The sequence below is a fragment of the Rhizobium sp. A37_96 genome (assembly GCF_053521765.1).
Window position 1 is genome coordinate 164558 of sequence record NZ_JBNWDS010000006.1, and the last position, 21572, is coordinate 186129.

Genomic DNA, 21572 nt, shown 5'->3' on the forward strand with positions numbered 1-21572 from the left:
GAGAAAGTGAAAGTCCAGGACGCGGCAAATGGCGCATCGATAACCGATGGCAAAGCACGAACGACTGCGTTAGAAACACTCGCAGTTTGGAGGAGATGAACGATATGGCCAGCTCGGAAACATTCACAACCGGAACATTCGTCGGCCGCGTCTGGCGCCCCGACGTGGATGGCCCTGCCCTCATCACCGTCCGGGATGGCACCGTTTACGACATTACGTCGAAGGAGGCGCCGACCATGCGCGACCTTCTGGAGAAGGACGATCCGGTCGCTTTCGTTCGCGCTCAGAAGGGCGAGGCCGTCGCCAAACTCGATACCTTGCTGGCCGCCGAGCCCGACCTCGCGGCCGTCCATCTTCTCGCTCCCGTCGATCTGCAGGCGATCAAGGCCTGCGGCGTCACCTTTGCCCGCTCGATGCTGGAACGCGTCATCGAGGAGCGCGCGGCCGGCAATCCGGACCTCGCCGAAGCGATCCGCGGCAAGGTGACCGCGCTGATCGGCGACAGCCTGCGCAACCTCAAGGCCGGATCTCCCGAGGCAGCCAAGGTCAAGGCGGCGCTGATCGAGGAGGGCGTCTGGTCGCAATATCTCGAAGTCGGCATCGGTCCGGACGCTGAGGTCTTTTCCAAGTCGCAGGTGATGTCGTCGGTCGGCCCCGGGGCCGATGTCGGCCTGCATCCGATCTCCAAGTGGAACAATCCAGAGCCGGAAATCGTGCTTGCCGTCGACAGCAGCGGCCGGGTCAGGGGTGCCACCCTTGGCAACGACGTCAACCTGCGCGATGTCGAGGGCCGGTCGGCCCTGTTGCTCGGCAAGGCGAAGGACAACAACGCCTCCTGCTCGATCGGGCCGTTCATCCGTCTCTTCGATGAAACCTACAGCCTGGATGACGTGCGCAATGCCGATCTCGACCTGAAGGTCGAAGGCGAGGACGGCTATGTGCTGCATGGTCGCTCGTCGATGAAGGAAATCAGCCGAGATCCTCTCGACCTCGTCTCCCAGACCATCGGCCGCCACCATCAATACCCGGATGGCTTCGTACTGTTCATGGGAACGCTTTTTGCGCCTGTCGAGGACCGTGATACGCCCGGACAGGGCTTTACCCACAAGTCCGGCGATATCGTCACCATCTCCAACGACCGGTTGGGATCGCTGCGAAACCGCGTGCTGCTATCGACCGAGTGTGCTCCCTGGACGTTCGGAACGTCGCATCTCATGCGCAACCTGGCGCGACGCGGATTGATCTGAGGGTTTTTATTCTCGTCGAGTATGATCGTCCTCGACAAGGTCGCGCTCAGCCCTCAGATGCGACCATGAAGGAACCGCCGGCGAATGCGGAGCAATCACCGGCGAAACAAACGCAATCAAGCCGCGCTTTGGCGGCTGTCCCGCGCGAAGATCTCGACGACCTTCGCGGCGATCGCTCTTCCGAGCCTGACGTTCGTCTCGGCGGAAAGATGAATGCCATCGACCCCGTCCGTGGTGACGACTTCGCCGGCGTCGAGAAAATCGACCTTCAGGAACGACGCCAGGGCGCGATAGTGCTTCGCCAGCTCAAGCGACTTCTCGTATCCGCCCGCGAACATGCCCTCGAACCACGGATCGGGCATGGGCGCCAATGGCGGCGGCGCGACGATGAGCAGCTTGGGAGCCGGATAAGGCGTGCCGACGCCGCCAGCACAGGTCAGCACCTGCCCCGCAAGCTTGCCCATCCCAATGGCGATTTCATAAGGGGTTCTGCGGAAATACGACTTGGTGTCGTTCGTGCCGAGGAGAAGGATGGCCAGATCGAGAGGAAGGTGGCTCGCAAGCGCGGATGGGAGATAGGCGCTTCCGTTCAGCCGCGGATCGCTCGGATCGTCGATGCTCGTCGTGCGTGCGCTCAGACCCTCCTCTATGATGGAGTAGCGGTCGCCGAGTTCGGCCGCCATGGCACCGGTCCACCGCTGCTCGAAAGGGTATCTGAGCGTCGGTGACGACTGTTCGACTGGAATCCAGCCCCAGGTGAGCGAGTCTCCAAAACACAGGATGGATCGTTTTTCTGCCATTGCTTCCTCTTTCGATAGTCTAGGATTTGGTTCCGCTCGCCTTGAGACCATAGAAGATGGCCGCAAGCAGAATGATGAGACCTTGAGCGACCAGTTTGCCGGGCTCGCCGACGCCGAACATGGTCATGACGACGAACAGGAACGCGAAGCACAGGACCCCGAAGAAGGGACCCCAGACGCCGCCCTCGCCCCTGCCGAAGACCACACCGCCGAGAATTGTGGCTGCCACCGACAGAATCGGCAGATCCAATCCGACGCGCACGCTTCCGACCGCGATCGACGCTGTCTGGACCAGGGCGGCGATCCCCGCGATCAGGCCGGCGATCGCATGCGCCGCGATGACTGTTCTCTCGACCGGTACGCCGGAGAAGTGCGCCGCCTCGATGCTTTCCCCCGCGGATGCCACGAACCGTCCGAATACCGTCCGCGCCAGAGCCAGGGACATGATCGCCGTGATGCCTATCCAGAAGAGGACCGGCGTCGGAATGGAGAGAAAGCGGGTGTTGAAAAGCTCCCCGAACACCGGCGGCACGTCGCCCGGCGGCTTGCCGCTCGAAAGATACTGAACAAGGCCTATCATGACGATGTTCAGCGCGAGGGTCACGATGACTGCCGAGACGCGCCGGATCGCGATCATGAAGCCGTTGAACAGTCCGATCACGAGTCCCACAGCAAGCGCCAGCGCGACGAAGAAAGACAACGACGCTCCGGGAAACATGCCCGACGAGATGCAATAGTTGACGAGCAGAATGACGCCACCGCCCGATAGGTCGATCGACTTCACGCGCATCACCAGGAGCTGGCCGAGCACCAGTATCCCGAGCGGAACCACCTGGCGGACGAAGACACCCATGACATTGACGTTCAACATCTGCGGTCTCGTTATCCAGAGGATCGCGATGAGGATGACGAATAGATAATAGGCCGGAGGAATCCTTGCGAACCTCTGTGCCAGCGGGGTTTGAACAAGAGCCGGCATCAGAGCCCAATCCTTCTGCGAGACTGGAGAGCGACGACAAACATGAGCAGGCATCCCTTGATCGCGGTCTGGACAAATGGGGTGACGTTCAGAAGGTTCATGCCGTTGGAGAGAAGTGCGAGGATCGCAACGCCCACGACTGTTCCCTGCAGGCTGCCGACCCCGCCTGAAAGCTGCGTTCCGCCGATCGCCACGGCCGTAACCGCGTCGAGCTCGAACAACAGGCCGACATTGGGATCGCCGGATACGATGCGTCCCGCGAGAAAAATACCGGCCGCGCAGGCAAACAGGGAGCTGCCGACATAGGCAAGCATGATGTTCCGCCTCGCAGGAATGCCGAAGTTGCGCGCGGCGTCATCCATCCCAGCGGCGCTACCGCCGCCGATGGCAAAGAGATGAACGCCGTAGCGGGTGCCATAGAGAAGTTTCCAGGCAACGACGAGGGTGATTGCTCCCCATATGAGCGGCATCTGGATGCCGAAAACATGTCCCTCGACGGACCATCGCACGATGTCCGGCACCGTTCCGCCGGAAACCGGCCGCAGCACGCGTGTGATGCCAAGCACGATGTACTGCATCGACAGCGTCGCGATGATCGGATGGACATGGAGGCGGGTCACGCACACGCCATTCACGAAGCCGATCACTGCTGCCAGCAGCAGCACGCTGGGGACAATCACATAGGCCGGCCCCCCGAGCGCCAGGACTGCAGTCGTGAAGCTGATCACGGAGCCGACGGAAAGGTCGAGACCGCCGATCAGCACGACGAGCATCTGGCCGACTGCGGTGATCAGCAGCGGCATCGCCTGCGCCACAAGGTTCAGCGCGTTCTCGCTGGTGGCGAATTGATCGGTAGCGAAGGCGAGCCAGCAGGCGATCGCCAATGCCAGCGCCGCCGGCAGGAGCCAGAGCCCCTGGCGATGGCCACGATTGCCCATATATCTGAAAAGAGGCGAGTTGCCTGTGAGGTTCATTTCAATCTCCTCCCGTTCACGCGCCGAGCGCAGCGTCAAGAATGCCGTGTTCAGTGGCGTCCGCGGCCGGCATCTCGGCGACGACGGTATTGCCGTGCACGACGCAGATGCGGTCGCAAAGCCCGATGAGTTCAAGCGTCTCGCGCGACAGCACGAGCACTGCGCCGCCGCGATCGGCGAATTCGCGCAACAACTTGTAGATTTCCGATTTCGCGCCGATATCGACGCCGCGCGTCGGTTCTTCGATCAAAAGGACATCCATCCTGGCAGCCAGATACCGCCCGAGGAGAACCTTCTGCTGGTTGCCGCCCGACAGGGAACCGGCAGCGGCGCTGGGGCCTGAAGACTTGATGTTCATGCCGCGCATCGTCGCGGCAACGATGTCCCGGTAGGATCGCGCGATCGAAAACTCCTTGCGGGCGGCATGGAGCGATATCGACAGATTGTGCTCGATGGACAGTCCGAGAAAGAGACCTTCATCCTTTCTGTCCTCAGGAACGAAGCCCACTGCGATCCTCTGCATCGCCCTTATGCCGTGCTTTGCACGCATCGGCAGGCGAATGCTGTGCCCGCAGATAACGGCCGTTCCGCTGAAAGGTTGGAATTCCCCCACCAGCGACCGCAGGATCTTCTGCTGCCCCTGGCCTTCGAGACCGGCAAGCGCGACGATCTCTCCCTTGCGGACCGACAGGGAAAACGGCTTTGCACGCACATCGATCTTGACGTTGACGAGCTCGATTGCGTCGTCGCCGGCGCGCTGCGAGCGGAGCGGAAACAGATCGCTCAGCTCTCGTCCGACCATCATCGCGATCAGCGACGACGGCGTCATGTCCGGCAGGGGCCTTGTGCCGACTAGCCGGCCATCCTTGAGAACCGTGACCGTGTCGCAGATGTTGAAAATTTCGTCCATGCGATGGGAGATGTAGACGATCGCCTTTCCCTGATCGCGAAGGTCACGAATGTGCCTGTTGAGGATCTCCACGTCTGCCGCGTTCAGCGCTGCGGTCGGCTCGTCAAGAATGAAGATGGCGGCATCGGCGTCGATGCCATGGGCGATCTCGACGAATTGCCGCTGCGCGATGGAAAGTTCGGAGACGAGCATGCCGGGATCGAGATTGAGTCCGAGCCGCTCAAGCGCCGCCCTGGTCTCTTGCCTCATGCGCCGTCGATCGAGGCCGCCAAAGCGGGTTCGCGGCTCGCGACCCAGGAACATGTTCTCGGCGATCGACATGTTCGGCAACAGCGAGAGCTCCTGGAAGACCGTCGATATTCCGAATTCGAGCGCGTCGCGCGGGTTCGAAAATGAAATCCGGTGGCCGTTCTTGAAGATTTCTCCGCTGTCCGGCTGATGGACGCCGGCGAGGATCTTCATCAACGTGGACTTGCCGGCCCCGTTCTCGCCCATCAGCGCATGGACGGTTCCGGGCATCAGCGTCAGCGAGACTTCGCGAAGAGCATGGCTTCCGCCAAACGACTTCGAAATCCGCGACATTTCAATAAGATTTTGCATGGTTCGCATCCGGGTATGCTGTCGCCGGGAGCTGTGGGAGGCTCCCGGCGAACAGGCTCACTTCTTTCCGTAGAACTGCTTCAGCTGCTCTTCCGAAAGCTCGGACGGCCACCAGACATTGGCGGAAAGATCGTCGCGGTAGTATTTTTTGGCCTTGTCGATATCCCAGCCCGGCGGGTTGTAGGCGTAGTGCTTCTTGAGTTCCTTGCCCTCCAGAAGGGCGACGGCGGCTCTGACACCCGCGGCACCCTGAGCGGGGCTGTACACGGAGGATACCGACTTGAATCCGTCCTTTATCCACTGGCCGAAGAAGCCGTTGTTGCCTTCGCCGGTGATCGGCGGGATCGGCGCGCCGAACTGCTTGAAGACATCGACGCACGCGCGCGTCATGTCGGCGCCGGAAGACCAGATCCCATCGACATTGGGATCGCTGAGGTAGAGGGTCTCACAGAGCTTCTTTGCCTTGTCGTATTGCCAGTCGCCGTTTTCTTCGGCTGTGATCTTGATATCCGTTCCCTTCAAGGATTGCAGGAGGCCGTTGTAGCGATTGGTGTCTTCCGGATGACCGGCGAGGCCGCGAAGAACCCAGATGTTGCCCTTGCCCTTCAGTTCCTTCACCAGAAAGTCGCCCATGACCTTGCCGAAGTGTTCCGCGCCACCCTGGATTTCGGTGGTATAGGCGTCGCTTTCGATGCGGCCGGTGTGGAGAATGACCGGAATGCCAGCCTTTACCGCCTTCTCAATACTGGCATCCGCCGATGTCGACGTGACCGGCTGCACGATGATGGCGTCGACCTTCTGTGCGATGAGATCCTCGATGTCGGCCACCTGTTTCTTTTGGTCGAAACCGGCGTCGAGAAGGATGAACTTGGCAATGCGCTTGTCCCTCGCAGCCGCCGCCTCGGCCTCATGCGCCACCTGAACGGTCCAGGTGTTGGCGTTGACGCCGAAGCTGCTCATCCCGATGACCCAGGGGGCATCCTTCTTGTACTTGCCCGCTTCGACCGTTGGGTTGTTTTCGGCAGGCGTCGTGACGCCGTCGAGCAGGTTCACCTCCTGTGCCCGCAGCGGCATGGCGCTTAGGGACGACGCGATCATCAGGGCAAGGGTAAGTCTCTTCAACAAGCTGCTCATTAGCTCCTCCATGGCAGATATCGGCGAGCGCCAGACAAGGATCCTCCATCGCGGACAAGGTCTGCCCGCGCCAATTATTCATCTTGTCTGATCAATTCCTCCGTGGCCGCAACAAACACCGAGATTTTCGCGCTGTCAATAGTTATTCAAGTTGAATGAATAATTGACCCGATGTTGCCAATCCGCTCGACTAGGTGCAAAAGAGGCCATGTCGGCAGGCATGGAGGAGCGATAGATGCGCACTGTTCTCTGCTTCGGAGATTCGAATACGCATGGGCAGATACCAGGCGGAACGCCGCTCGATCGCTATCCGGTTCATGAGCGTTGGCCGGGGGTCATGAAGGCTGCGCTCGGCGACGGGTGGCATGTCGTCGAGGAGGGTTTGAGTGGCAGGACCACGGTTCACAGCGACCCCATCGAGGGCGCGCACAAGAATGGCAGAACCTATCTGAAACCGTGTCTCCAGAGCCATGCGCCAGTGGATCTCGTGATCCTCATGCTGGGCACCAACGACCTCAAGGCGCGCTTTCACATGCCTCCATCCGAAGTCGCGATGGGAATGGGCTGTCTGGTGCACGACATCAGGGAGTTGGCGCCGGGACCGAATGGCCACGATCCCGAAATCATGATCGTATCGCCTCCCCCGATGCTGGACGACATCAAGGAGTGGGAGGCGATCTTTTACGGCGCGCAGGCCAAATCGAGAAAACTGGCCCTTGAATTCGAAGTCATGGCCGATTCTCTTGAGGTTCATTTTTTCGATGCCGGAACGGTTTGCAGGTGCGCACCGCAAGACGGCTTCCATATCGACGGCGAGGCACATCGCCAACTGGGCGAAGCCCTTGCCGTGGAAGTGCTGTCCATCGGCTGGGCCGAACTGCAGTCCGCGCCCAAGTCCTTCAAAGGAAGATAATCTTGCCCGACATGCGCTTTGCTCCTCCCAACCCCTTGCGTATCGCCGATCGCGCGAGCGGCCTCAACGCGCTCAGCGTGCGGAGCTACAATGAGCGGCTTGTGCTCTCGCTGCTCTTGCAGAACGAGACAACCACCCGCCTCGAAATCGGCGAAAAAACCGGGCTGTCGGCGCAGACGATCTCCGTCATCGTAAGATCCCTCGAGCAGGAGGGGCTTGTGATGAAAGGCGAGGCGCAGAAAGGGCGCGTCGGCCCTCCCACGACACCCTTGATGCTCAACCCGGATGGCGCCTATTCAGTCGGCATCAGCGTCGGACACCGGAATACGCATGTGGTCCTGGTCGATTTCGTCGGAAACATCAGGTTCAGCTCGTCCCTGCCCCATAGAAAAATCGGCGAGTTCGACGATCTGGAAGGCGCGACCCATGAGGTCAAAAAGGCGATCGACAGCCTGTCGCCCCCGCTGCGAGAACGAATAACAGGTATCGGCGTCGCCATTCCCGCACCGACCGAGAGCCGCATATCCACCAACGAGGAACTGCACAAGCGGTTGGAGGCGGAACTGGATCTTCCCGTGTTCGTGCAGAATGACATCGCGGCGGCGGCGGCGGGCGAAAGTCTCTTTGGCGTTGCCAGGCGACTGCAGGACTTCCTGTTCTTTTACCTGGGGGCACGCCTTCATAGCCGCCTGGTTCTGAACCATCAAATCTACAACGGCAACTCGCCCATCAGCCAGGATGTGGGAATTTCCGCCCTTGAACGCGATCTGGCCTCTCGTCCCGACCTGGCGCAATCCATCTGGTCGTCACAGGCAAAATGGCAGGAACTGGGAAGCGTCGGCACGGCATGGCATGAAGCTTTTGCCGGAGCCGCCGCCGGCTCCATCCAGGCTCTGTCGCAGTTTATCGAGATAAGGACCGTCGTGCTGTCCTCGTTCATTGCCGAGGACATATGCCGGGAACTGGCGGCTACGATCGAAGCACGGCTTCCCTACGTTCGAGTGTTGACGGACTGTGCGTCCGGCGTGCCGAAAGCTGTCGGCGCGGCGAGCCTCCCATTCAGTTCGAGATTCATGGTCGAATGATCTATCGGACGCCTGAACCGAATGACTGGACGGTTTGATCCTGGCGGCGACGGCGGCGGTATTGTGCTGCCCGAACGGATTTCAATTCCCGGCCCCCTCGACCACGTAGCCGCCTTTCATTGCGCTTATCCGCGCGCCTGCAATTGGGCGACCGGTTCTTCCGTGTCTTCGATGTGAGCGGCGATGCCGGTTTTGCCCGGGGCGACGTCATCGGCCATGACGTGACGGTCCGGAAAGTCACCGTCGTTCTGACGGCGATAGCGAATGGGATCCTCTTGAAACAGGCGAGCCAGGCGGCCGCGCCACGCCTTCTCGGCCGCGGCGACGCCATCCGTGTCGAGACGGCCTGTCCCGTAGAGGGCGAAGGTCGGCAGCACGTCCATGCCCGTATAGAAAAGGCTGCCATGGGTGATCGGGAATAGAAGCTCGTCAAGCGGACCGTTGATCCCGCGTGGCAGGTAGTCTTCCCGAGGGCCGCCGCACATGACCGACAGCATCGCCCGCTTACCCCTCAAGATTCCCTCGCCGTAGCGATAGGAATTGCCGGCATCCTTGTAACCATAGGCAAAGTTATAGGCATAGACCCGCTCGATCCATCCCTTCATGATCGCAGGCATGCTGAACCACCAGAGCGGGAACTTCAAGATGACGGCGTCCGCAGCCAGCAGCTTCTCCTGCTCGGCAACGACGTCCGGTGTCTGGAGCCCTTGCTTGTAGGCGTGCCGGGATTCATCGATGAACGAAAGGCGGCGTGTGTCGGTCCGATCGGGAAAATCATCGGCGTCGAACACCGCCTTCCATTTCATGCCGTAGAGGTCGGATGTCAGGACCTCATGCCCCTGCTCCCGAAGTGCCCCGACGCCGATATCGACAAGGTGACGCGTCAACGACGTCGGTTCCGGCTGCGCATGAACGATGAGGATCGTCTTTTTCATAGTTTCACTTCCTTCGAGGCTGGATGGCCGAGAGACACCGCATCGGTCTCCTCGGATCTGTCGAGGCTGAAACTAGCGCCTCCCCCTGCTATATTTGAAATCGGATTATTGCTGCGCTAGTATAATCCTCATGGATAGCAGACGTTTCGATCTCAATCTCCTGGTGACCTTGGAAGCGCTGCTCGCCGAGCAGAACGTCACCCGCGCCGCAGCGCGGCTCAATCTCAGCCAGCCGGCCGTCAGCGCCCAGTTGAACAGGCTGCGCGATCTCTTCGACGACCAATTGTTCGTCCCGGCCCAGAGAGGCATGATCCCGACGCCCAAGGCGATCGAGCTTCGCGAGCCGATCCGCAACGCGCTCGAACTGGCGCGCGTCACCGTGACCTCCTACCGCAACTTCGATCCGGCAAGCGCTGATCTTTCAATCGCCATCGCATGTACGGATTATCTGCAAGCGGCATTGGCCGGCCCCTTCATCGCAGGCCTCAGGCAAAAAGCGCCGGGAATACGGGTCGCGCTCCGCAACCTCGATCTCGCCAGGCTCGAGGAACAGATGATCCACGGCGAAATCGACCTTGCGCTCATGACCCCTGGCGATGCGCCGGCCAATCTCAGGTCGCGGCACCTGTTCGATGAACGTTACGTGTTGATCGGGCGGCATGGCCATCCCCGCCTGAAGGCCGGGCTTGGCACATCCGACTATGCGGAACTCGACCATGTCATCGTCTCGCTCCGCGGCGGTGACTTCATGACGCCTGTCGACATGGCCTTGAAGGCGCTGGGTTACCAGCGCAAGGTGATGCTGTCTGCCAGTTCCTTCCTGTTTGTCATCAGCATCGTGTCGACGACCGACTTCGTTGCGCTGGTGCCGAGAAGGTTGGCCGCGGCACATAGAGACCGGCTGATGATCGTTGAGCCGCCCTTCCCGGTGGAAGGCTTCGCCGTCGGAATGGTTTGGCACGAACGCACCCAGGACCATATCGGCCAACGGTGGGTCCGCGCGGAAATCGTGAAATCCAGCGAAAACTGACGCCGTGACAGGCCGTGGGGGCGACAGACTTGCTCAATAGCGGTTGACCGCAAAGAACGCGGCCCCTCGATGAGATATCCGGGAAGAACCAGCCGCGTCAGGAACCGGTGCAGCGAGAACGTTCATCATCCCCGCCGTCGCGCCACGAAGCCTCGCCTTCCCCAAGATTCTCGGTGGACTGAGGCCTCAGTCGCGCAAAGCCGAGTGCCTGTGCAGCATCTGCAGCCGATATCGGCGCATGGTCGGCAGCGGCCAGGGCTTGCCGACGCGCATGGATCTGCCCGGCACCGTTCAGGCTTTCGGATCCCCGACGACCAGCTTTGTGCCGGCGCGCTGAATTCGTTTAACGGCTGTCGCGCGACATGTTACATTCGAGGCGTCGGTACGCTGGAATGTGGGAGGGGAAGCCTTGACCAGCTTGTTTCGCGACGAATTGCATAAAGATTTCGGCGGATGGCCGATTGCCTATATTCCTTATGGCGGCGCTGACTTCGGCGAGATCCGGGCGGTCGCCGAAGCCATAGGGGATGGCGACGACGCTGCCTTCTACGAAGCATGGATCGACGCCGGCAACCGGCTGAGCGCGGAAGCCGAAGCGGCTCTCGCCAAGGGCCATCGCGTCAGCGCCCGAGAATCCTATCTCCGAGCGGGCGTATTCTACGCCGCCTCCTTCCACCCGCTGTTCGGCGCGCCCGTCGATCCGCGCCTGCTCTCCGCATTTCGCAAGCAGGTCGAAGCCTTCGACAGGGGCCTGGCAATCGGCCCCCATCCGGTCCGGCCCCTCAGCATCCCGTTCGCGACAACGCCGATGCCTGGCTATTTCATTCCAGCAGAGGGCTTCGAAAACGAAGTCCGGCCGCTTATCATCCTGAACAACGGCTATGACGCCACCATCATCGACACCTACTTCGCCTCCGCGGTGGCGGCATCGCGGCGTGGCTATCACACTCTGTTGTTCGACGGCCCCGGCCAGGGGGGAATGCTCTATGAGAACGGCGTCCCGTTACGGCACGACTGGGAGGTTGTCATCAAGGCGGTAGTGGACTTTGCGGAGACCCTGCCTCTTGTCGATGCGAAGCGCATCGCGCTTTACGGCTGGAGCCTCGGCGGCCATCTCGCCCCGCGCGGCGCCTCGGGCGAGCCGCGCATAGCAGCGCTCATCGCCGATCCCGGCACCTGGAGCATCGCGGATGGGTTTCGCGACGTCATCATGCGTATGTTCGGCGTGTCGGCAGAATCGGCCGCCGACCTTGGTCTGCTGGACCAGCCGCTGCTGGACAAAATTGATGCTGCTATCCGCGGCAATCGACAGCTGTATTGGAAAATCGTTCAACGCGGTTTCTGGGTGCATGGCGTCGACAACCTGCGCGCTTTCTTCGCCTCGGCCGAGCTTTTCACCATGAAAGGTCATGCCGAATTCATTCGATGCCCGACTTTGATGACCCAGGCCGAGAACGACATCCTCTCGGCGAGCGCAGGCGCCTTTTTTGACGCGCTCACCTGCCCGAAGACGCTGATGCGTTTTACGGCTGCGGAAGGTGCGGATGGGCATTGCGAGATGCAGAACCGCTCCCTCTTGAATCGGCGGGTGCTGGACTGGCTCGACGAACAGTTCGACGTCCATGACTGAATTCCGCCCGAGGATTCCTGACATGGCCAGCCTGATGCAACCCGCGCCATCGCTGGCCTATCATCATCTGAACCGCCGAAATTGACCAGCATGCCCGGCATTTCGCGAGAGGCACCTCTTCAATTGCCTTATCGAAAAACCGATCGGCTGAAGAGTTTCAATCCATATTGAGCGAATCCGTTTCAGCTCCGCTCCTCTTGCGAAACTGGCTCGGTGGCGCGCCGATAATACGCTTGAAGGCCCGGCTGAAGGACGCCTCGGCGTCGTAGCCCAATCTCTGCGCGACGACCGACACGCGCATCCCGTTGCGGAGCCACTGGAGAGCTTGGTGCATGCGCACCTTGGCCACGTAGCGAGCCGGCGTTTCGCCGACAACCTTCAAGAATCGGTCCGCAAAGCCCGACCGTGAAGTGCCCATCAGGCTGGCAAGCGCCGCCAGGCTCCAGTCGCGGTCCGGCTCGAGATGAATTGCGGCCAGGACGCGGCCGACTTCGGGATTGCGTACAGCGGCAATCCAGCCGGTGGTCTCGCCACAGCCGTGTTCGACCCATGTCCTGATCAAGGTCGCGGTCAGCACGTCCGCGAGCCGCGCGAGTATACCCCCGGCACCGACGCGATCCATCTCCACTTCGCGCGCCATGGCATCGAGCAGATGGGGGATCGCCGGGTCGTTCTTTGCCAGATCGCTGGTGAGCATGGTGTCAGGCATCAACTGCAGCAGCGGATGGAGATTGTCGATATTGAAGCGCATCGACGCGGTCAAAGCCACCGTTGCCCAGCAAGCATCGGGGCACTGCACATCGAAGATATCCTGGCAGACCTCCTTGCGATCGAATTGCTCGAAAGGCAGAGGTGGAATGCCCGGCGTGCTCGCAATCACATGCGCGTTGCCGCGAGGCAGAAGCGCTGCGTCGCCCGACCTCAGCTCAAGCCAATCTCCTGACGGCTTCTGAAGCCACGCGGACCCGGACGAAATGAAATGCAATCGTGCAGACGTCTGCGATGCAAAATAGGTCGACCACGGCTCCGAGAGACGACAGCGACCGTATTCAACGCCGTCGAGCCGCAGGCCCCTCAGCATCTCGCTTAGGGCATCATGGGGCTTGCCGGCTTTTTCTTTGGACGAATAGTCAAGCATCTCGGATTTCCTAGCATGGAAAGTACAAGCTGTCACCGCTACCTCTTTATTCAATGGCAACAACACGCCAAAACATCTTCGTACAGGACCTTCCCATGGCAAACAGCCATCTTGAACCAGATCCTTCCCCCCGAGATCAGTCGCCCGCAGGGACGCTCGGCAGACCGAAATGGGATGCCGTGATCGCATTGGCATTTGGTGTCTTCGGTCTGGTAACGGCCGAATTCCTGCCGGCGAGCCTGCTCACGCCAATTTCAGCCGATCTCGGCCTCTCCTCCGGGGCGGCCGGCCAAACGGTCACGGTAACGGCCGTCGTCGCTGCATTTGCCGGACCCGGTGTCGTCATAGCCACCCGAAATTTCAATCGGCGCTGGGTGCTGTTTGGGCTGACGGCTCTCCTCGTCCTTTCCTGCGCACTGGCGGCGACGGCCAACGGATTGATTTTGCTTCTCTTGTCCCGAATACTGCTGGGCGTCGGGCTTGGCGGTTTCTGGGCGATGGCCGGCGCGCTCGCAATGCGGCTGGTGCCGATTGAGCATCTCCCCCGCGCAATGGCGATGATCTTTACCGGCGTCTCGGTTGCCACCGTCACCGCCGCACCGCTCGGCTCCTATATTGGATCCACCCTTGGCTGGAGAGCCTCCTTTGTTCTTGCCGGGGCTGTCGGCGTGCTTGCATTCGTTGCGCAGGCCGTCACCGTGCCGTCGCTGCCACCGGCAGGTCACGCGGGTCTGGCAACCCTCGGCGCCGTCCTGAAGCTGCCAAAGATGCGGATCGGGCTGATCACGACGCTTCTCATCGTTGCAGGCCATTTTGCCGGCTTCACTTATATCCGCCCCTACCTGGAAGGCGTCGCCCACCTTGATGTCGAGATGGTGTCGCTGGTGCTCCTCGCCTACGGCGTCAGCGGCTTCTTCGGCAATATTGTCGGCGGCATGATCGCCGAGCGCAGCGCCACCGCGGGCATTGTCTTCTCATCAAGCCTGATTACCGTTGTCGCCGCGGTCTTCGTAACCGCGGGTGCTTCGAATCTCGCCGCAGCCGTCGGAGTAGCCATTTGGGGCTTCGCCTTTGGCGCCTTTCCAGTCAGCATCCAAAGCTACATCACGCGTGCCGCCCCGGATGAAGCGGAGAGCGCAGGCGCATTGCTCCTTACCGCTTTTCAGGTCGCAATTTCCAGCGGAGCGGTCCTGGGCGGAATACTGGTCGACTTGCAGGGGCCGCTGGGCGTCATGTCGTTCCTCGGGGTCGCATGCCTGGCTGGAACTGTCGTCATGGCCGCTCGCGGCGGCAAGCAGGCATCTCTGGTCCAAGGCTGACGGGGGGATCGCAGAGCCGGCACCGGTTGCCGAATCTCGCCTTCGGATTGGCCTGGCGGAGAATCAGTCGGCAACATCATCGCTGCGGTAGGGCTAGAAACAGGAAATCCGCAAGATGCCGGAAAATAAATGGCCCAAGCCTTCAATTTCCAGCGCAAGTTCACCACCCGGCATCGGAAAGTTCAATCTCCGCCCGCCCCAATTCGAGGACAAGCCTATGTTTTCTCGCAAGGAAATCTTGTCCAAAGATTGCGAGATTGGGCTCACTGCACAACAACTGACAATCCTTCGGCGCGAACGTGCAAAGGCCGAGCCGTCCCCGTCACCAACCATAAAATGCGGAAAACCCGATCGTCCTCGCCTTATTTAGATCAAGAACAACGTTACTTCTTCATGCCCTTTGCGATACAGGGTTTGGAATGAAGTTTACGTCAGCCATCGTCCTTGCCACCATTCTACTGCTGCCCTCCATAACGGCTGCTCGCGATTTCGAGCCGATCCTATATGAGAAAGGGAATTGGCGGGTGGTAAGAGGCGACAACGGCCCACTTGAGATCTGCCTTGCTCAGTATGTGCTGAATGGCAAAGTCCCGCTGATGTTCTCGAAATTCAAACGGTTTGAAGAAATCTATTTCGGCGCACCGATGACGACCAAGGACGATACCGTAACGATTCAGTTCGAGGGGCTTCCCGACGATCAGAACACGATATCGGTGAATGTGCGAAGCCGTTCGAGCACCACCGTTCTCGCAACGACCGATTCAATTCCGATGCTGGACATGGCAATGGCGGCAACGGCAATGACCGTCAGCTTCGGAACCTATTCGATCAAAGTGCCTCTGAACGGTGGATCGAAGGTCTTTTCGACGCTTGATGACTGTGTGGATTCCTCCAATCTCGCTCACTAGAAGAGAGAATGGCGGCAAAACGCGCAAATGCCCAGCTTGAGCGCTGCTTGCGGACCGAAATCGATCCTGCGACCGCCACGACCCCACGGCCGTGCTACCGATGCCGCCTTCCTTGCACTCCTCCGGCCTATGGCTGAAAACTGAGGAACAGGAAGGTCGCAAAAATGACGAGGTGCACGAGGCCGTGCAGCACATGGGTGCGGCCGGTGGCAAAGGTCAGCGTGCTGACGAGCATCGTAAGCGCCAGCAACACCATGCTGGAAGCATCCAGGCCGAGCGCGAGCGGCGTGCCCAGATAAAGCGTGACGATTGCGACCGCCGGAAATGTCATGCCGATGGTGGCAAGCGCCGAACCCAGCGCGAGGTTGAGGGCCTTCTGCAACACATCGTTGCGGGCGGCCTGGAACGCCGCGATGCCTTCCGGCAGCAGGATCAGGATGGCGACGACGAGGCCCGTCGCCTGCTGCGGAGCGCCGATGGCATTGCGACCGAGCTCGACAATGATCGCGAACTTCTTGGAGAGGAGCACGATGGCGACGAGCGCCAGCAGAAGCATTGCGCCGCTGATTGCGAGCCGTGTTGCCGAAGGCGCAAAGTGCCAGTCGTGGCGGGCGGCCGGTGCGATGAAATAATCCCGGTGGCGGACCGTCTGGATATAGAGAAAGGCGCCGTAAAGCAGCAGCGTCGCGACCGCCACGAAGACAAGCTGGGCTGACGAATAGGATGGCTCGGCCGCATGGCGCGTATAGTTTGGAAGGATCAGCGTCAACGTTGCCAGGACCATCAGCACGGTGAGATAGGCGCTCGCGCCCGATATGCGAAAGCTTTGCTCGCGATAGCGCAGGCCACCGACCAGGATGCACAGGCCGGTAATTCCGGTGCAGACCGTCATCACGACTGCGTAGACCGTGTCACGCGCCAGTGTCGGTCCGCTCTCGGCGTCGGACATCATGACCGAAGCGATCAACGCGACCTCGATGATGGTCACCGCCCCCGTGAGGATGAGCGTGCCGTAGGGTTCACCGGTGCGGTGGGCGATGACCTCGGCGTGATAGACCGCGGCGAAGATGGCCCCGAACATCACGGGAAGGAGCAGGCACGCAAGCAGGATGCCGATCGCGCCCGGCGCCACCTGGTTGCCGAAGCCGAGCACGGAGGCGGCGACGTAGAACAGCGCCGCCAGCAGCGGATAGATCCAGGCCGTTTGCGGCATCCGGACGAAACGATCAGCCTTCATGGCGCATCTCCGTCACTGCGATCAGACCAGGCATGAACCGGCGGCAAGCCGCGCAGGGCCTTCCGGATCGTGGGCCGGCAACAGGATGGTCGGCTCCGCGGCGGCGAAGCGACGAATTGCCCGCAATGTCGCCAGCGCCGTTGCGGGATCGTTCGTCACGCCATCCGTTTTCTCCGCCAACAGGTTGGCCTGCGAATAAGTGGCATCTCCGGCCAGGAAATAGGTGACGCCTTCCGCGCGGACGACGACAGAGACGTGACCGTCAACATGACCCGGCGTCGGGACGAGCAGGATACGCCCGTCCCGCGTGATGGCGTGCGAGGTCGGAAACGGCCCCACCGCCGGCCCATCCATCTCGACCAGGTCCGGCCGCAACCAGATCGGCCACCGTTGCGGCAGGCACCCCGTCATCATGCCGCGCAAGCCCGTCGAGATGGCGAAGTTTGTGCGCGGACCGATAATCCGGCTGCGCGGGAAATGATCGAGCCCTCCGGTGTGATCGTGATGGAAATGGGTCAGGATCACCGTGCCGATATCCTCGGCCGGATCGATACCCATTGCGAGCAGGCGGCTACCCACCTCCTCGTGCGGCGCCACGCGAATCTGCACCTGCTTGTAGAAGGGGTTCCATCCCGGCAGGTAGCCCGGCACCGAATTGCGCCAGGTGTCTCCCGTATCGACCAGGAAACGCCCCTCGGGGTGCTCGATCAGGAAGCACAGGATCGGCAGCGGCTCGACCCATTTGGGATCCCGGAAGATATCGACCTTGCGGCCAAAACCGCCGCGTCCATCGCGGCCGGTGCGCTGGGCGGTCTTCATGCGCGCTTTTCCGGTCTCGATCGCCGTAACCCTGATCATGGCCTTTACCTCCAATAAAGAACGGTCATTCGTTTTTTATTATGGAAGAGGCAGGCTTGTAAAGAGGGAGCGTTCGTTTTATTTCGAGAGCATGCCAAAGATATCGGACGAAAAGCGCGCCGCCCGCAGGGCACAAATTCTGGAAGCCGCCTGGGGCTGCTTTCAAAAGGAAGGGCTGCATGCCACCACGATGGATGACATCATCCGCGCCTCCGGCCTTTCGGCCGGCGCCGTCTATTCCTACTTTCCGAGCAAGGATCAGCTCATCATGGCTGCTGTCACGGCATCCCTGTCCGGGCTGACCTCGTTGGTCGAACCCTTGTTGCGCGCCGAACCGGCCCTGGCTCCGCCCGAACTCGTGCGCAGGATTACCGATACCATCGATCGCTTCACGACCAGGGACGGCTATGACCTCAAGCGCATCGCGCTGCTCGGCTGGAGCGAGGCACAACGCAGCGAGCCACTCAAGGCGACGATGAAGAGTTTCTACTTCGATTTTCGCAGCGAGCTTGCAAGCGCTGTCGCCCGGTGGCGGCGCCATAAATCCGATATGCCCGGCAACCCGGAGTCGGACGTGGCGGCGACTTTGCTGTCGCTTGTGCTGGGTTACGTCGTCCAGTCAGCAATCCTGGACGACGTCGAGCCCGAGGGGGTGACACGCGGGCTTGAGCGACTAACCCAACCGAAGGGTTAAGCGATAGCCGATCCCCGCCATACGAACGGAGCAGATCCAGACCCGCGACGGCAGGAGAACCGGCGGGCCTTAGTCTTCCTGCAGTCGAGATGGCGCGTGACCGCTCCATCCCTTTGTTTTTACGCGATTCCGGATGGAAGGCCGCCCCGCACTTTTCCTCGGGTTACTCTCCTCGCGATCACGCGCGTCGTTCCGCCGATGCTCAGGGAATTACGCCCGATCCCTGGATGGGACAGTCAATCGACAGAGGATGGGCCGTGCAAAGTTTGAGTTGACCGTTTTCGATGACGAGGCGACACTTGCAACCTGCAGCAAGGCAGGAGGAAAAACGATGGACGAGGCAGACCGTTGGCGCCACATGGCAAGCGCACCGAAAGACGGTAGTCGGATTCTTGTAACGATCCGCTCGTCCGAACAGGGACCGGCGGAAGTTGACCTCGCCTATTGGTCGAACGGCGACCAGTTCGGTGCGGAAGGCTGGCGCGCCTCCGATTCCTCGCCCGGACACATCATCGAATACGCCGAGCCGGAATTGAAATGCTGGATGCCGATGCCCTTGGCCAATCTCAATCGCACCTCGATGCCCGCGCCTTGGAAAGGCGACGACGCCCAGCAGCTCGACGGGTCGGGGATTTAGGAACTCACGCCGGCATGTCGCTATGGTTCGATAGGCAGGCGCGTGGCGAAATCCACTTGAGCAACCACAACCATCCGTCCCGAAAATGGATGGCGTCGCTTTCCCTTTGATTGGGCTCTTCCTCAATTGCCGTGGCGATTGGGATATGTGGACGATCGCATGTGCGCCCTGAGAAGGCGCCTGATTGGTTGCCATCCGGCACACTTGCGGCAAAGCGGCCGCGAGAGACACACGATCTCCTTAACAGGGCTGCGCCCTTCCGATGCGGCGTCATAGCCGCTCAGGGATGATCGCGGCCGTTGCTCTCGAGCATTCGGCTGAAGCGCTCCTGTTCAATGGGCCGGCTATAGAGGTAACCCTGCGCCTCTTTGCAACCGCTTTCGACAAGGAACCGAGCCTGCTCCTCCGTCTCGACACCTTCGGCAACCACCTCGAGGCCCATCTTCTGGGCAAGCGAGATGATCGCCGAGGTTATAGCCATATCATCGGCGTCGTGCGGAATATCAGCGATGAATGACCGGTCGATCTTGAGACGCGACAATGGAAACCTCTTGAGCGCGCTGAGGCTTGAATAGCCTGTTCCAAAATCATCGACCGCGAGCTTTACGCCCAGCTTTTCCAATTCGTGCATTCTGGCAATCGAACCGGCAAGATCCTTCATGATCAGACTCTCGGTGATCTCAAGCTCAAGCCATGAGGAATCGAGCCCGGTCTCATTCAACGCGGCCGCCACGGTCTCGATCAGGCGCCTTTCCTGGAACTGTCTCGCGGAAACATTGACGCTGATTCTGATTGATCCGAGCCCTTGCTCCTGCCATGTCCTGGCCTGCCTGCATGCCGTGCGCAGTACCCACTCGCCGATCGGCACGATTAGGCCGGTTTCTTCGGCAAGCGCAATGAAATCATCCGGAAAGACGAGGCCTTCGCACGGATGGTTCCAGCGGACCAGCGCTTCGGCCGCGATGATCCTGCCCGTTTGGACATCGACCTGCGGCTGGTAGTGAAGCACGAACTCGTCGCGAAGAATCGCCTGGCGGAGCTCGTCGGTCCGGGAGAGCTTTCTTCGGACGGTTGCAGTCATTTCAGCCGTGAACAAAGCGATGCCATCGCGGCCCAGCTCCTTCGCGCGATACATGGCCATATCGGCGGATGCGAGCAGGTCTCCCGCAGACTTGCCGTGGCTCGGATAAGTGGCGACGCCGATGCTGCAGGTTATTCTGAGTTCGATCTCGTGGAGTGCAATCGGGCGCGCGACGGCTTCTCTTATCGCTGACAATAGCCCCAGACAGCTCTTGATATCCATGGACTCAAGAATAATCACAAACTCGTCTCCCCCGATTCTGGCGAGAGAGCCGTGATCGCCTATGAGCTCGTAGATCCTGTCGGCTACGATCTTCAGGAGTTGATCTCCCACCGAGTGGCCGAGGCTATCGTTGACGAGCTTGAAGTTGTCGAGATCAAGGAATGCCAGCGCGACCTCCCCTCCTCGCAAATCGGCTTTTTGCATTGCAAGGGTGAGCTTTCGATCTAGCAACGCGCGATTGGCCATCCCCGTCAGAGGATCATGATCGGCAAGAAACCGAATCCGTGCCTCGGCGCGATGGCGGCTGATTGCGATCCCGGCCATGTGTACGGCAATCGAAACGAAGTCGGAAAAACCCGGCTGATACCGGGAGGCCTCAGACGAGTAGAGTGCGAGCACGCCTTCGATCTGACCGTCTGCATCGGAGATTGCCAAGCAATGGCACTGATGGTCGAGTTCAGAGATACCCGCCTGATCAAAGGCAAGCTTGAGGGCCGCCTCGATCATCGCGAGATTAGCGGTAACGGGAAGGATAGATACCCCATTGACGCGCCTTTGATATTCCTCGTTCAAGGTGGGCGCGGCAACCATGCGCAGCTGGCCTGAATTTGGCCTGATCGTCAGGAGTGCCGCATGCACATCCTCCGAGAATCCTGTGATCATTCGCGCGAGTTCATCGAGGAAATCGGCAAGCGGCGTCCCACGCGCTATCATTTCGAGGAGATACGACTGGGAGCGCATCCGTCGTTCCGCCGATTTTTGCGCCGTGATATCGCGGGAAGCCCCGACAACGCCCACGATCGTTCCGGACGCGTCCCGCAACGGAACGCGCGTGAACATCAGCCATCGTTCGCCTCCGCCCCGAAACGCCAGTTCCTCGCTGCCGAAATGCGGCAACCCGGTTTCGGTTACACGACGTTCGACATCCGCTGCGGTTTCCGCCACATGGCGCGGCAGGAAATCGAAATCCGTCCGCCCCACCAAATCCGCCAGATGGGACAATCCGTTATTGGCGACGACTGCCTGGTTCGCAAACAAAAAACGCCCTTCGAGGTCCTTCGCATATATGTAGTCGGGGATTTGGTTGATCACGTTCTCGAGCCAATATTGTCGCTCGACCATGTCGATATCACGCTGAAGGCTCTCAGGCCTCCCGTGCAGAATTGCCGCGTGCGAGGCTAGCTCGACCTCTGACAATGAGATTGGCAATTCGCCATCCGCAATAACGCCTTTAGTCAACG

19 protein-coding genes are annotated in these 21572 nt (G+C 60.5%); 9 read left to right on the forward strand and 10 right to left on the reverse strand.

Features of this window, described 5'->3' with window-relative positions; translation table 11 throughout:
- Nucleotides 1-104: 104 nt before the first annotated feature.
- Nucleotides 105-1247 (forward strand): fumarylacetoacetate hydrolase family protein, encoded by a 1143-nt coding sequence (locus ACQZ6J_RS17980; RefSeq protein WP_449085076.1) that lies wholly within the window; start codon nucleotides 105-107, stop codon nucleotides 1245-1247.
- A gap of 116 nt (nucleotides 1248-1363) precedes the next feature.
- Here the strand turns inward: ACQZ6J_RS17980 and ACQZ6J_RS17985 are convergent, their stop codons facing one another.
- Genes ACQZ6J_RS17985 through ACQZ6J_RS18005 form a run of 5 tightly spaced genes read right to left on the reverse strand, consistent with a single transcriptional unit; the run spans nucleotide 1364 to nucleotide 6608 of the window.
- Complete coding sequence (locus tag ACQZ6J_RS17985; RefSeq protein ID WP_449085077.1) at nucleotides 1364-2047, reverse strand: SGNH/GDSL hydrolase family protein; 684 nt, start codon at nucleotides 2045-2047, stop codon at nucleotides 1364-1366.
- A gap of 19 nt (nucleotides 2048-2066) precedes the next feature.
- Entirely contained in the window at nucleotides 2067-3026 is a 960-nt protein-coding gene (locus ACQZ6J_RS17990) for an ABC transporter permease subunit (protein WP_163990226.1), read from the reverse strand.
- On the reverse strand, nucleotides 3026-4000 hold the full coding sequence (locus tag ACQZ6J_RS17995) for an ABC transporter permease (protein WP_449085078.1): 975 nt from the start codon (nucleotides 3998-4000) through the stop codon (nucleotides 3026-3028). The genes ACQZ6J_RS17990 and ACQZ6J_RS17995 overlap by 1 nt, the downstream gene beginning before the upstream one ends.
- A gap of 16 nt (nucleotides 4001-4016) precedes the next feature.
- Nucleotides 4017-5510 carry a sugar ABC transporter ATP-binding protein gene (locus ACQZ6J_RS18000; RefSeq protein WP_449085079.1) on the reverse strand — a complete coding sequence of 498 codons (1494 nt, stop codon included), beginning with the start codon at nucleotides 5508-5510 and terminating at the stop codon, nucleotides 4017-4019.
- A 57-nt stretch (nucleotides 5511-5567) separates the two neighbouring features.
- The gene (locus tag ACQZ6J_RS18005; protein WP_449085182.1) at nucleotides 5568-6608 is read right to left on the reverse strand and encodes a substrate-binding domain-containing protein; all 1041 of its coding nucleotides are present in this window, start codon (nucleotides 6606-6608) and stop codon (nucleotides 5568-5570) included.
- Between the two features lie 271 nt (nucleotides 6609-6879).
- Here ACQZ6J_RS18005 and ACQZ6J_RS18010 point away from each other — a divergent pair, with 271 nt between their 5' ends.
- Nucleotides 6880-7557, forward strand: coding sequence for an SGNH/GDSL hydrolase family protein (locus ACQZ6J_RS18010; RefSeq protein ID WP_449085080.1), 678 nt, complete (start codon nucleotides 6880-6882; stop codon nucleotides 7555-7557).
- A gap of 11 nt (nucleotides 7558-7568) precedes the next feature.
- Entirely contained in the window at nucleotides 7569-8642 is a 1074-nt protein-coding gene (locus ACQZ6J_RS18015) for an ROK family transcriptional regulator (protein ID WP_449085183.1), read from the forward strand.
- A gap of 125 nt (nucleotides 8643-8767) precedes the next feature.
- On the opposite strand, the gene ACQZ6J_RS18020 is transcribed toward ACQZ6J_RS18015, so the two are convergent.
- Nucleotides 8768-9577 carry an NAD(P)H-dependent oxidoreductase gene (locus ACQZ6J_RS18020; protein ID WP_449085081.1) on the reverse strand — a complete coding sequence of 270 codons (810 nt, stop codon included), beginning with the start codon at nucleotides 9575-9577 and terminating at the stop codon, nucleotides 8768-8770.
- A 130-nt stretch (nucleotides 9578-9707) separates the two neighbouring features.
- Between ACQZ6J_RS18020 and ACQZ6J_RS18025 the strand changes: the two genes are divergently transcribed.
- Nucleotides 9708-10607: a LysR family transcriptional regulator gene (locus ACQZ6J_RS18025; protein WP_449085082.1), complete on the forward strand. Its 900-nt coding sequence runs from the start codon at nucleotides 9708-9710 to the stop codon at nucleotides 10605-10607.
- Nucleotides 10608-11016: 409 nt separating this feature from the next.
- Nucleotides 11017-12237 (forward strand): alpha/beta hydrolase family protein, encoded by a 1221-nt coding sequence (locus ACQZ6J_RS18030; RefSeq protein ID WP_449085083.1) that lies wholly within the window; start codon nucleotides 11017-11019, stop codon nucleotides 12235-12237.
- A 157-nt stretch (nucleotides 12238-12394) separates the two neighbouring features.
- On the opposite strand, the gene ACQZ6J_RS18035 is transcribed toward ACQZ6J_RS18030, so the two are convergent.
- A complete protein-coding gene (locus ACQZ6J_RS18035; protein ID WP_163990510.1) occupies nucleotides 12395-13375 on the reverse strand; it encodes an AraC family transcriptional regulator in 981 nt (326 codons plus the stop codon).
- 95 nt (nucleotides 13376-13470) lie between these two features.
- On the opposite strand from ACQZ6J_RS18035, the gene ACQZ6J_RS18040 reads away from it, so the two are divergent.
- Both ACQZ6J_RS18040 and ACQZ6J_RS18045 read left to right on the forward strand, forming a co-directional pair.
- Nucleotides 13471-14694: an MFS transporter gene (locus ACQZ6J_RS18040; RefSeq protein ID WP_163990212.1), complete on the forward strand. Its 1224-nt coding sequence runs from the start codon at nucleotides 13471-13473 to the stop codon at nucleotides 14692-14694.
- Between the two features lie 419 nt (nucleotides 14695-15113).
- Nucleotides 15114-15602: a hypothetical protein gene (locus tag ACQZ6J_RS18045; protein WP_163990211.1), complete on the forward strand. Its 489-nt coding sequence runs from the start codon at nucleotides 15114-15116 to the stop codon at nucleotides 15600-15602.
- Between the two features lie 127 nt (nucleotides 15603-15729).
- On the opposite strand, the gene ACQZ6J_RS18050 is transcribed toward ACQZ6J_RS18045, so the two are convergent.
- Complete coding sequence (locus ACQZ6J_RS18050; protein WP_449085084.1) at nucleotides 15730-16839, reverse strand: calcium:proton antiporter; 1110 nt, start codon at nucleotides 16837-16839, stop codon at nucleotides 15730-15732.
- Nucleotides 16840-16860: 21 nt separating this feature from the next.
- The gene (locus ACQZ6J_RS18055) at nucleotides 16861-17697 is read right to left on the reverse strand and encodes an N-acyl homoserine lactonase family protein (RefSeq protein ID WP_163990210.1); all 837 of its coding nucleotides are present in this window, start codon (nucleotides 17695-17697) and stop codon (nucleotides 16861-16863) included.
- 91 nt (nucleotides 17698-17788) lie between these two features.
- Here ACQZ6J_RS18055 and ACQZ6J_RS18060 point away from each other — a divergent pair, with 91 nt between their 5' ends.
- Nucleotides 17789-18391, forward strand: a complete 603-nt coding sequence (locus tag ACQZ6J_RS18060) for a TetR/AcrR family transcriptional regulator (RefSeq protein ID WP_449085085.1) — start codon at nucleotides 17789-17791, stop codon at nucleotides 18389-18391.
- A 331-nt stretch (nucleotides 18392-18722) separates the two neighbouring features.
- The gene (locus ACQZ6J_RS18065; RefSeq protein ID WP_163990206.1) at nucleotides 18723-19028 is read left to right on the forward strand and encodes a hypothetical protein; all 306 of its coding nucleotides are present in this window, start codon (nucleotides 18723-18725) and stop codon (nucleotides 19026-19028) included.
- Between the two features lie 280 nt (nucleotides 19029-19308).
- Here ACQZ6J_RS18065 and ACQZ6J_RS18070 read toward each other — a convergent pair whose 3' ends face one another.
- Nucleotides 19309-21570 carry a sensor domain-containing protein gene (locus ACQZ6J_RS18070; protein WP_449085086.1) on the reverse strand — a complete coding sequence of 754 codons (2262 nt, stop codon included), beginning with the start codon at nucleotides 21568-21570 and terminating at the stop codon, nucleotides 19309-19311.
- Nucleotides 21571-21572: the final 2 nt, after the last annotated feature.

Bases quoted from the DNA above. Each gene is read 5' to 3' on its own strand.
- ACQZ6J_RS17980 (WP_449085076.1), top strand. From the start codon at position 105: ATGGCCAGCTCGGAAACATTCACAACCGGAACATTCGTCGGCCGCGTC.
- ACQZ6J_RS17985 (WP_449085077.1), bottom strand. From the start codon at position 2,047: ATGGCAGAAAAACGATCCATCCTGTGTTTTGGAGACTCGCTCACCTGG.
- ACQZ6J_RS17990 (WP_163990226.1), bottom strand. From the start codon at position 3,026: ATGCCGGCTCTTGTTCAAACCCCGCTGGCACAGAGGTTCGCAAGGATT.
- ACQZ6J_RS17995 (WP_449085078.1), bottom strand. From the start codon at position 4,000: ATGAACCTCACAGGCAACTCGCCTCTTTTCAGATATATGGGCAATCGT.
- ACQZ6J_RS18000 (WP_449085079.1), bottom strand. From the start codon at position 5,510: ATGCAAAATCTTATTGAAATGTCGCGGATTTCGAAGTCGTTTGGCGGA.
- ACQZ6J_RS18005 (WP_449085182.1), bottom strand. From the start codon at position 6,608: ATGATCGCGTCGTCCCTAAGCGCCATGCCGCTGCGGGCACAGGAGGTG.
- ACQZ6J_RS18010 (WP_449085080.1), top strand. From the start codon at position 6,880: ATGCGCACTGTTCTCTGCTTCGGAGATTCGAATACGCATGGGCAGATA.
- ACQZ6J_RS18015 (WP_449085183.1), top strand. From the start codon at position 7,569: ATGCGCTTTGCTCCTCCCAACCCCTTGCGTATCGCCGATCGCGCGAGC.
- ACQZ6J_RS18020 (WP_449085081.1), bottom strand. From the start codon at position 9,577: ATGAAAAAGACGATCCTCATCGTTCATGCGCAGCCGGAACCGACGTCG.
- ACQZ6J_RS18025 (WP_449085082.1), top strand. From the start codon at position 9,708: ATGGATAGCAGACGTTTCGATCTCAATCTCCTGGTGACCTTGGAAGCG.
- ACQZ6J_RS18035 (WP_163990510.1), bottom strand. From the start codon at position 13,375: ATGCTTGACTATTCGTCCAAAGAAAAAGCCGGCAAGCCCCATGATGCC.
- ACQZ6J_RS18040 (WP_163990212.1), top strand. From the start codon at position 13,471: ATGGCAAACAGCCATCTTGAACCAGATCCTTCCCCCCGAGATCAGTCG.
- ACQZ6J_RS18045 (WP_163990211.1), top strand. From the start codon at position 15,114: ATGAAGTTTACGTCAGCCATCGTCCTTGCCACCATTCTACTGCTGCCC.
- ACQZ6J_RS18050 (WP_449085084.1), bottom strand. From the start codon at position 16,839: ATGAAGGCTGATCGTTTCGTCCGGATGCCGCAAACGGCCTGGATCTAT.
- ACQZ6J_RS18055 (WP_163990210.1), bottom strand. From the start codon at position 17,697: ATGATCAGGGTTACGGCGATCGAGACCGGAAAAGCGCGCATGAAGACC.
- ACQZ6J_RS18060 (WP_449085085.1), top strand. From the start codon at position 17,789: ATGCCAAAGATATCGGACGAAAAGCGCGCCGCCCGCAGGGCACAAATT.
- ACQZ6J_RS18065 (WP_163990206.1), top strand. From the start codon at position 18,723: ATGGACGAGGCAGACCGTTGGCGCCACATGGCAAGCGCACCGAAAGAC.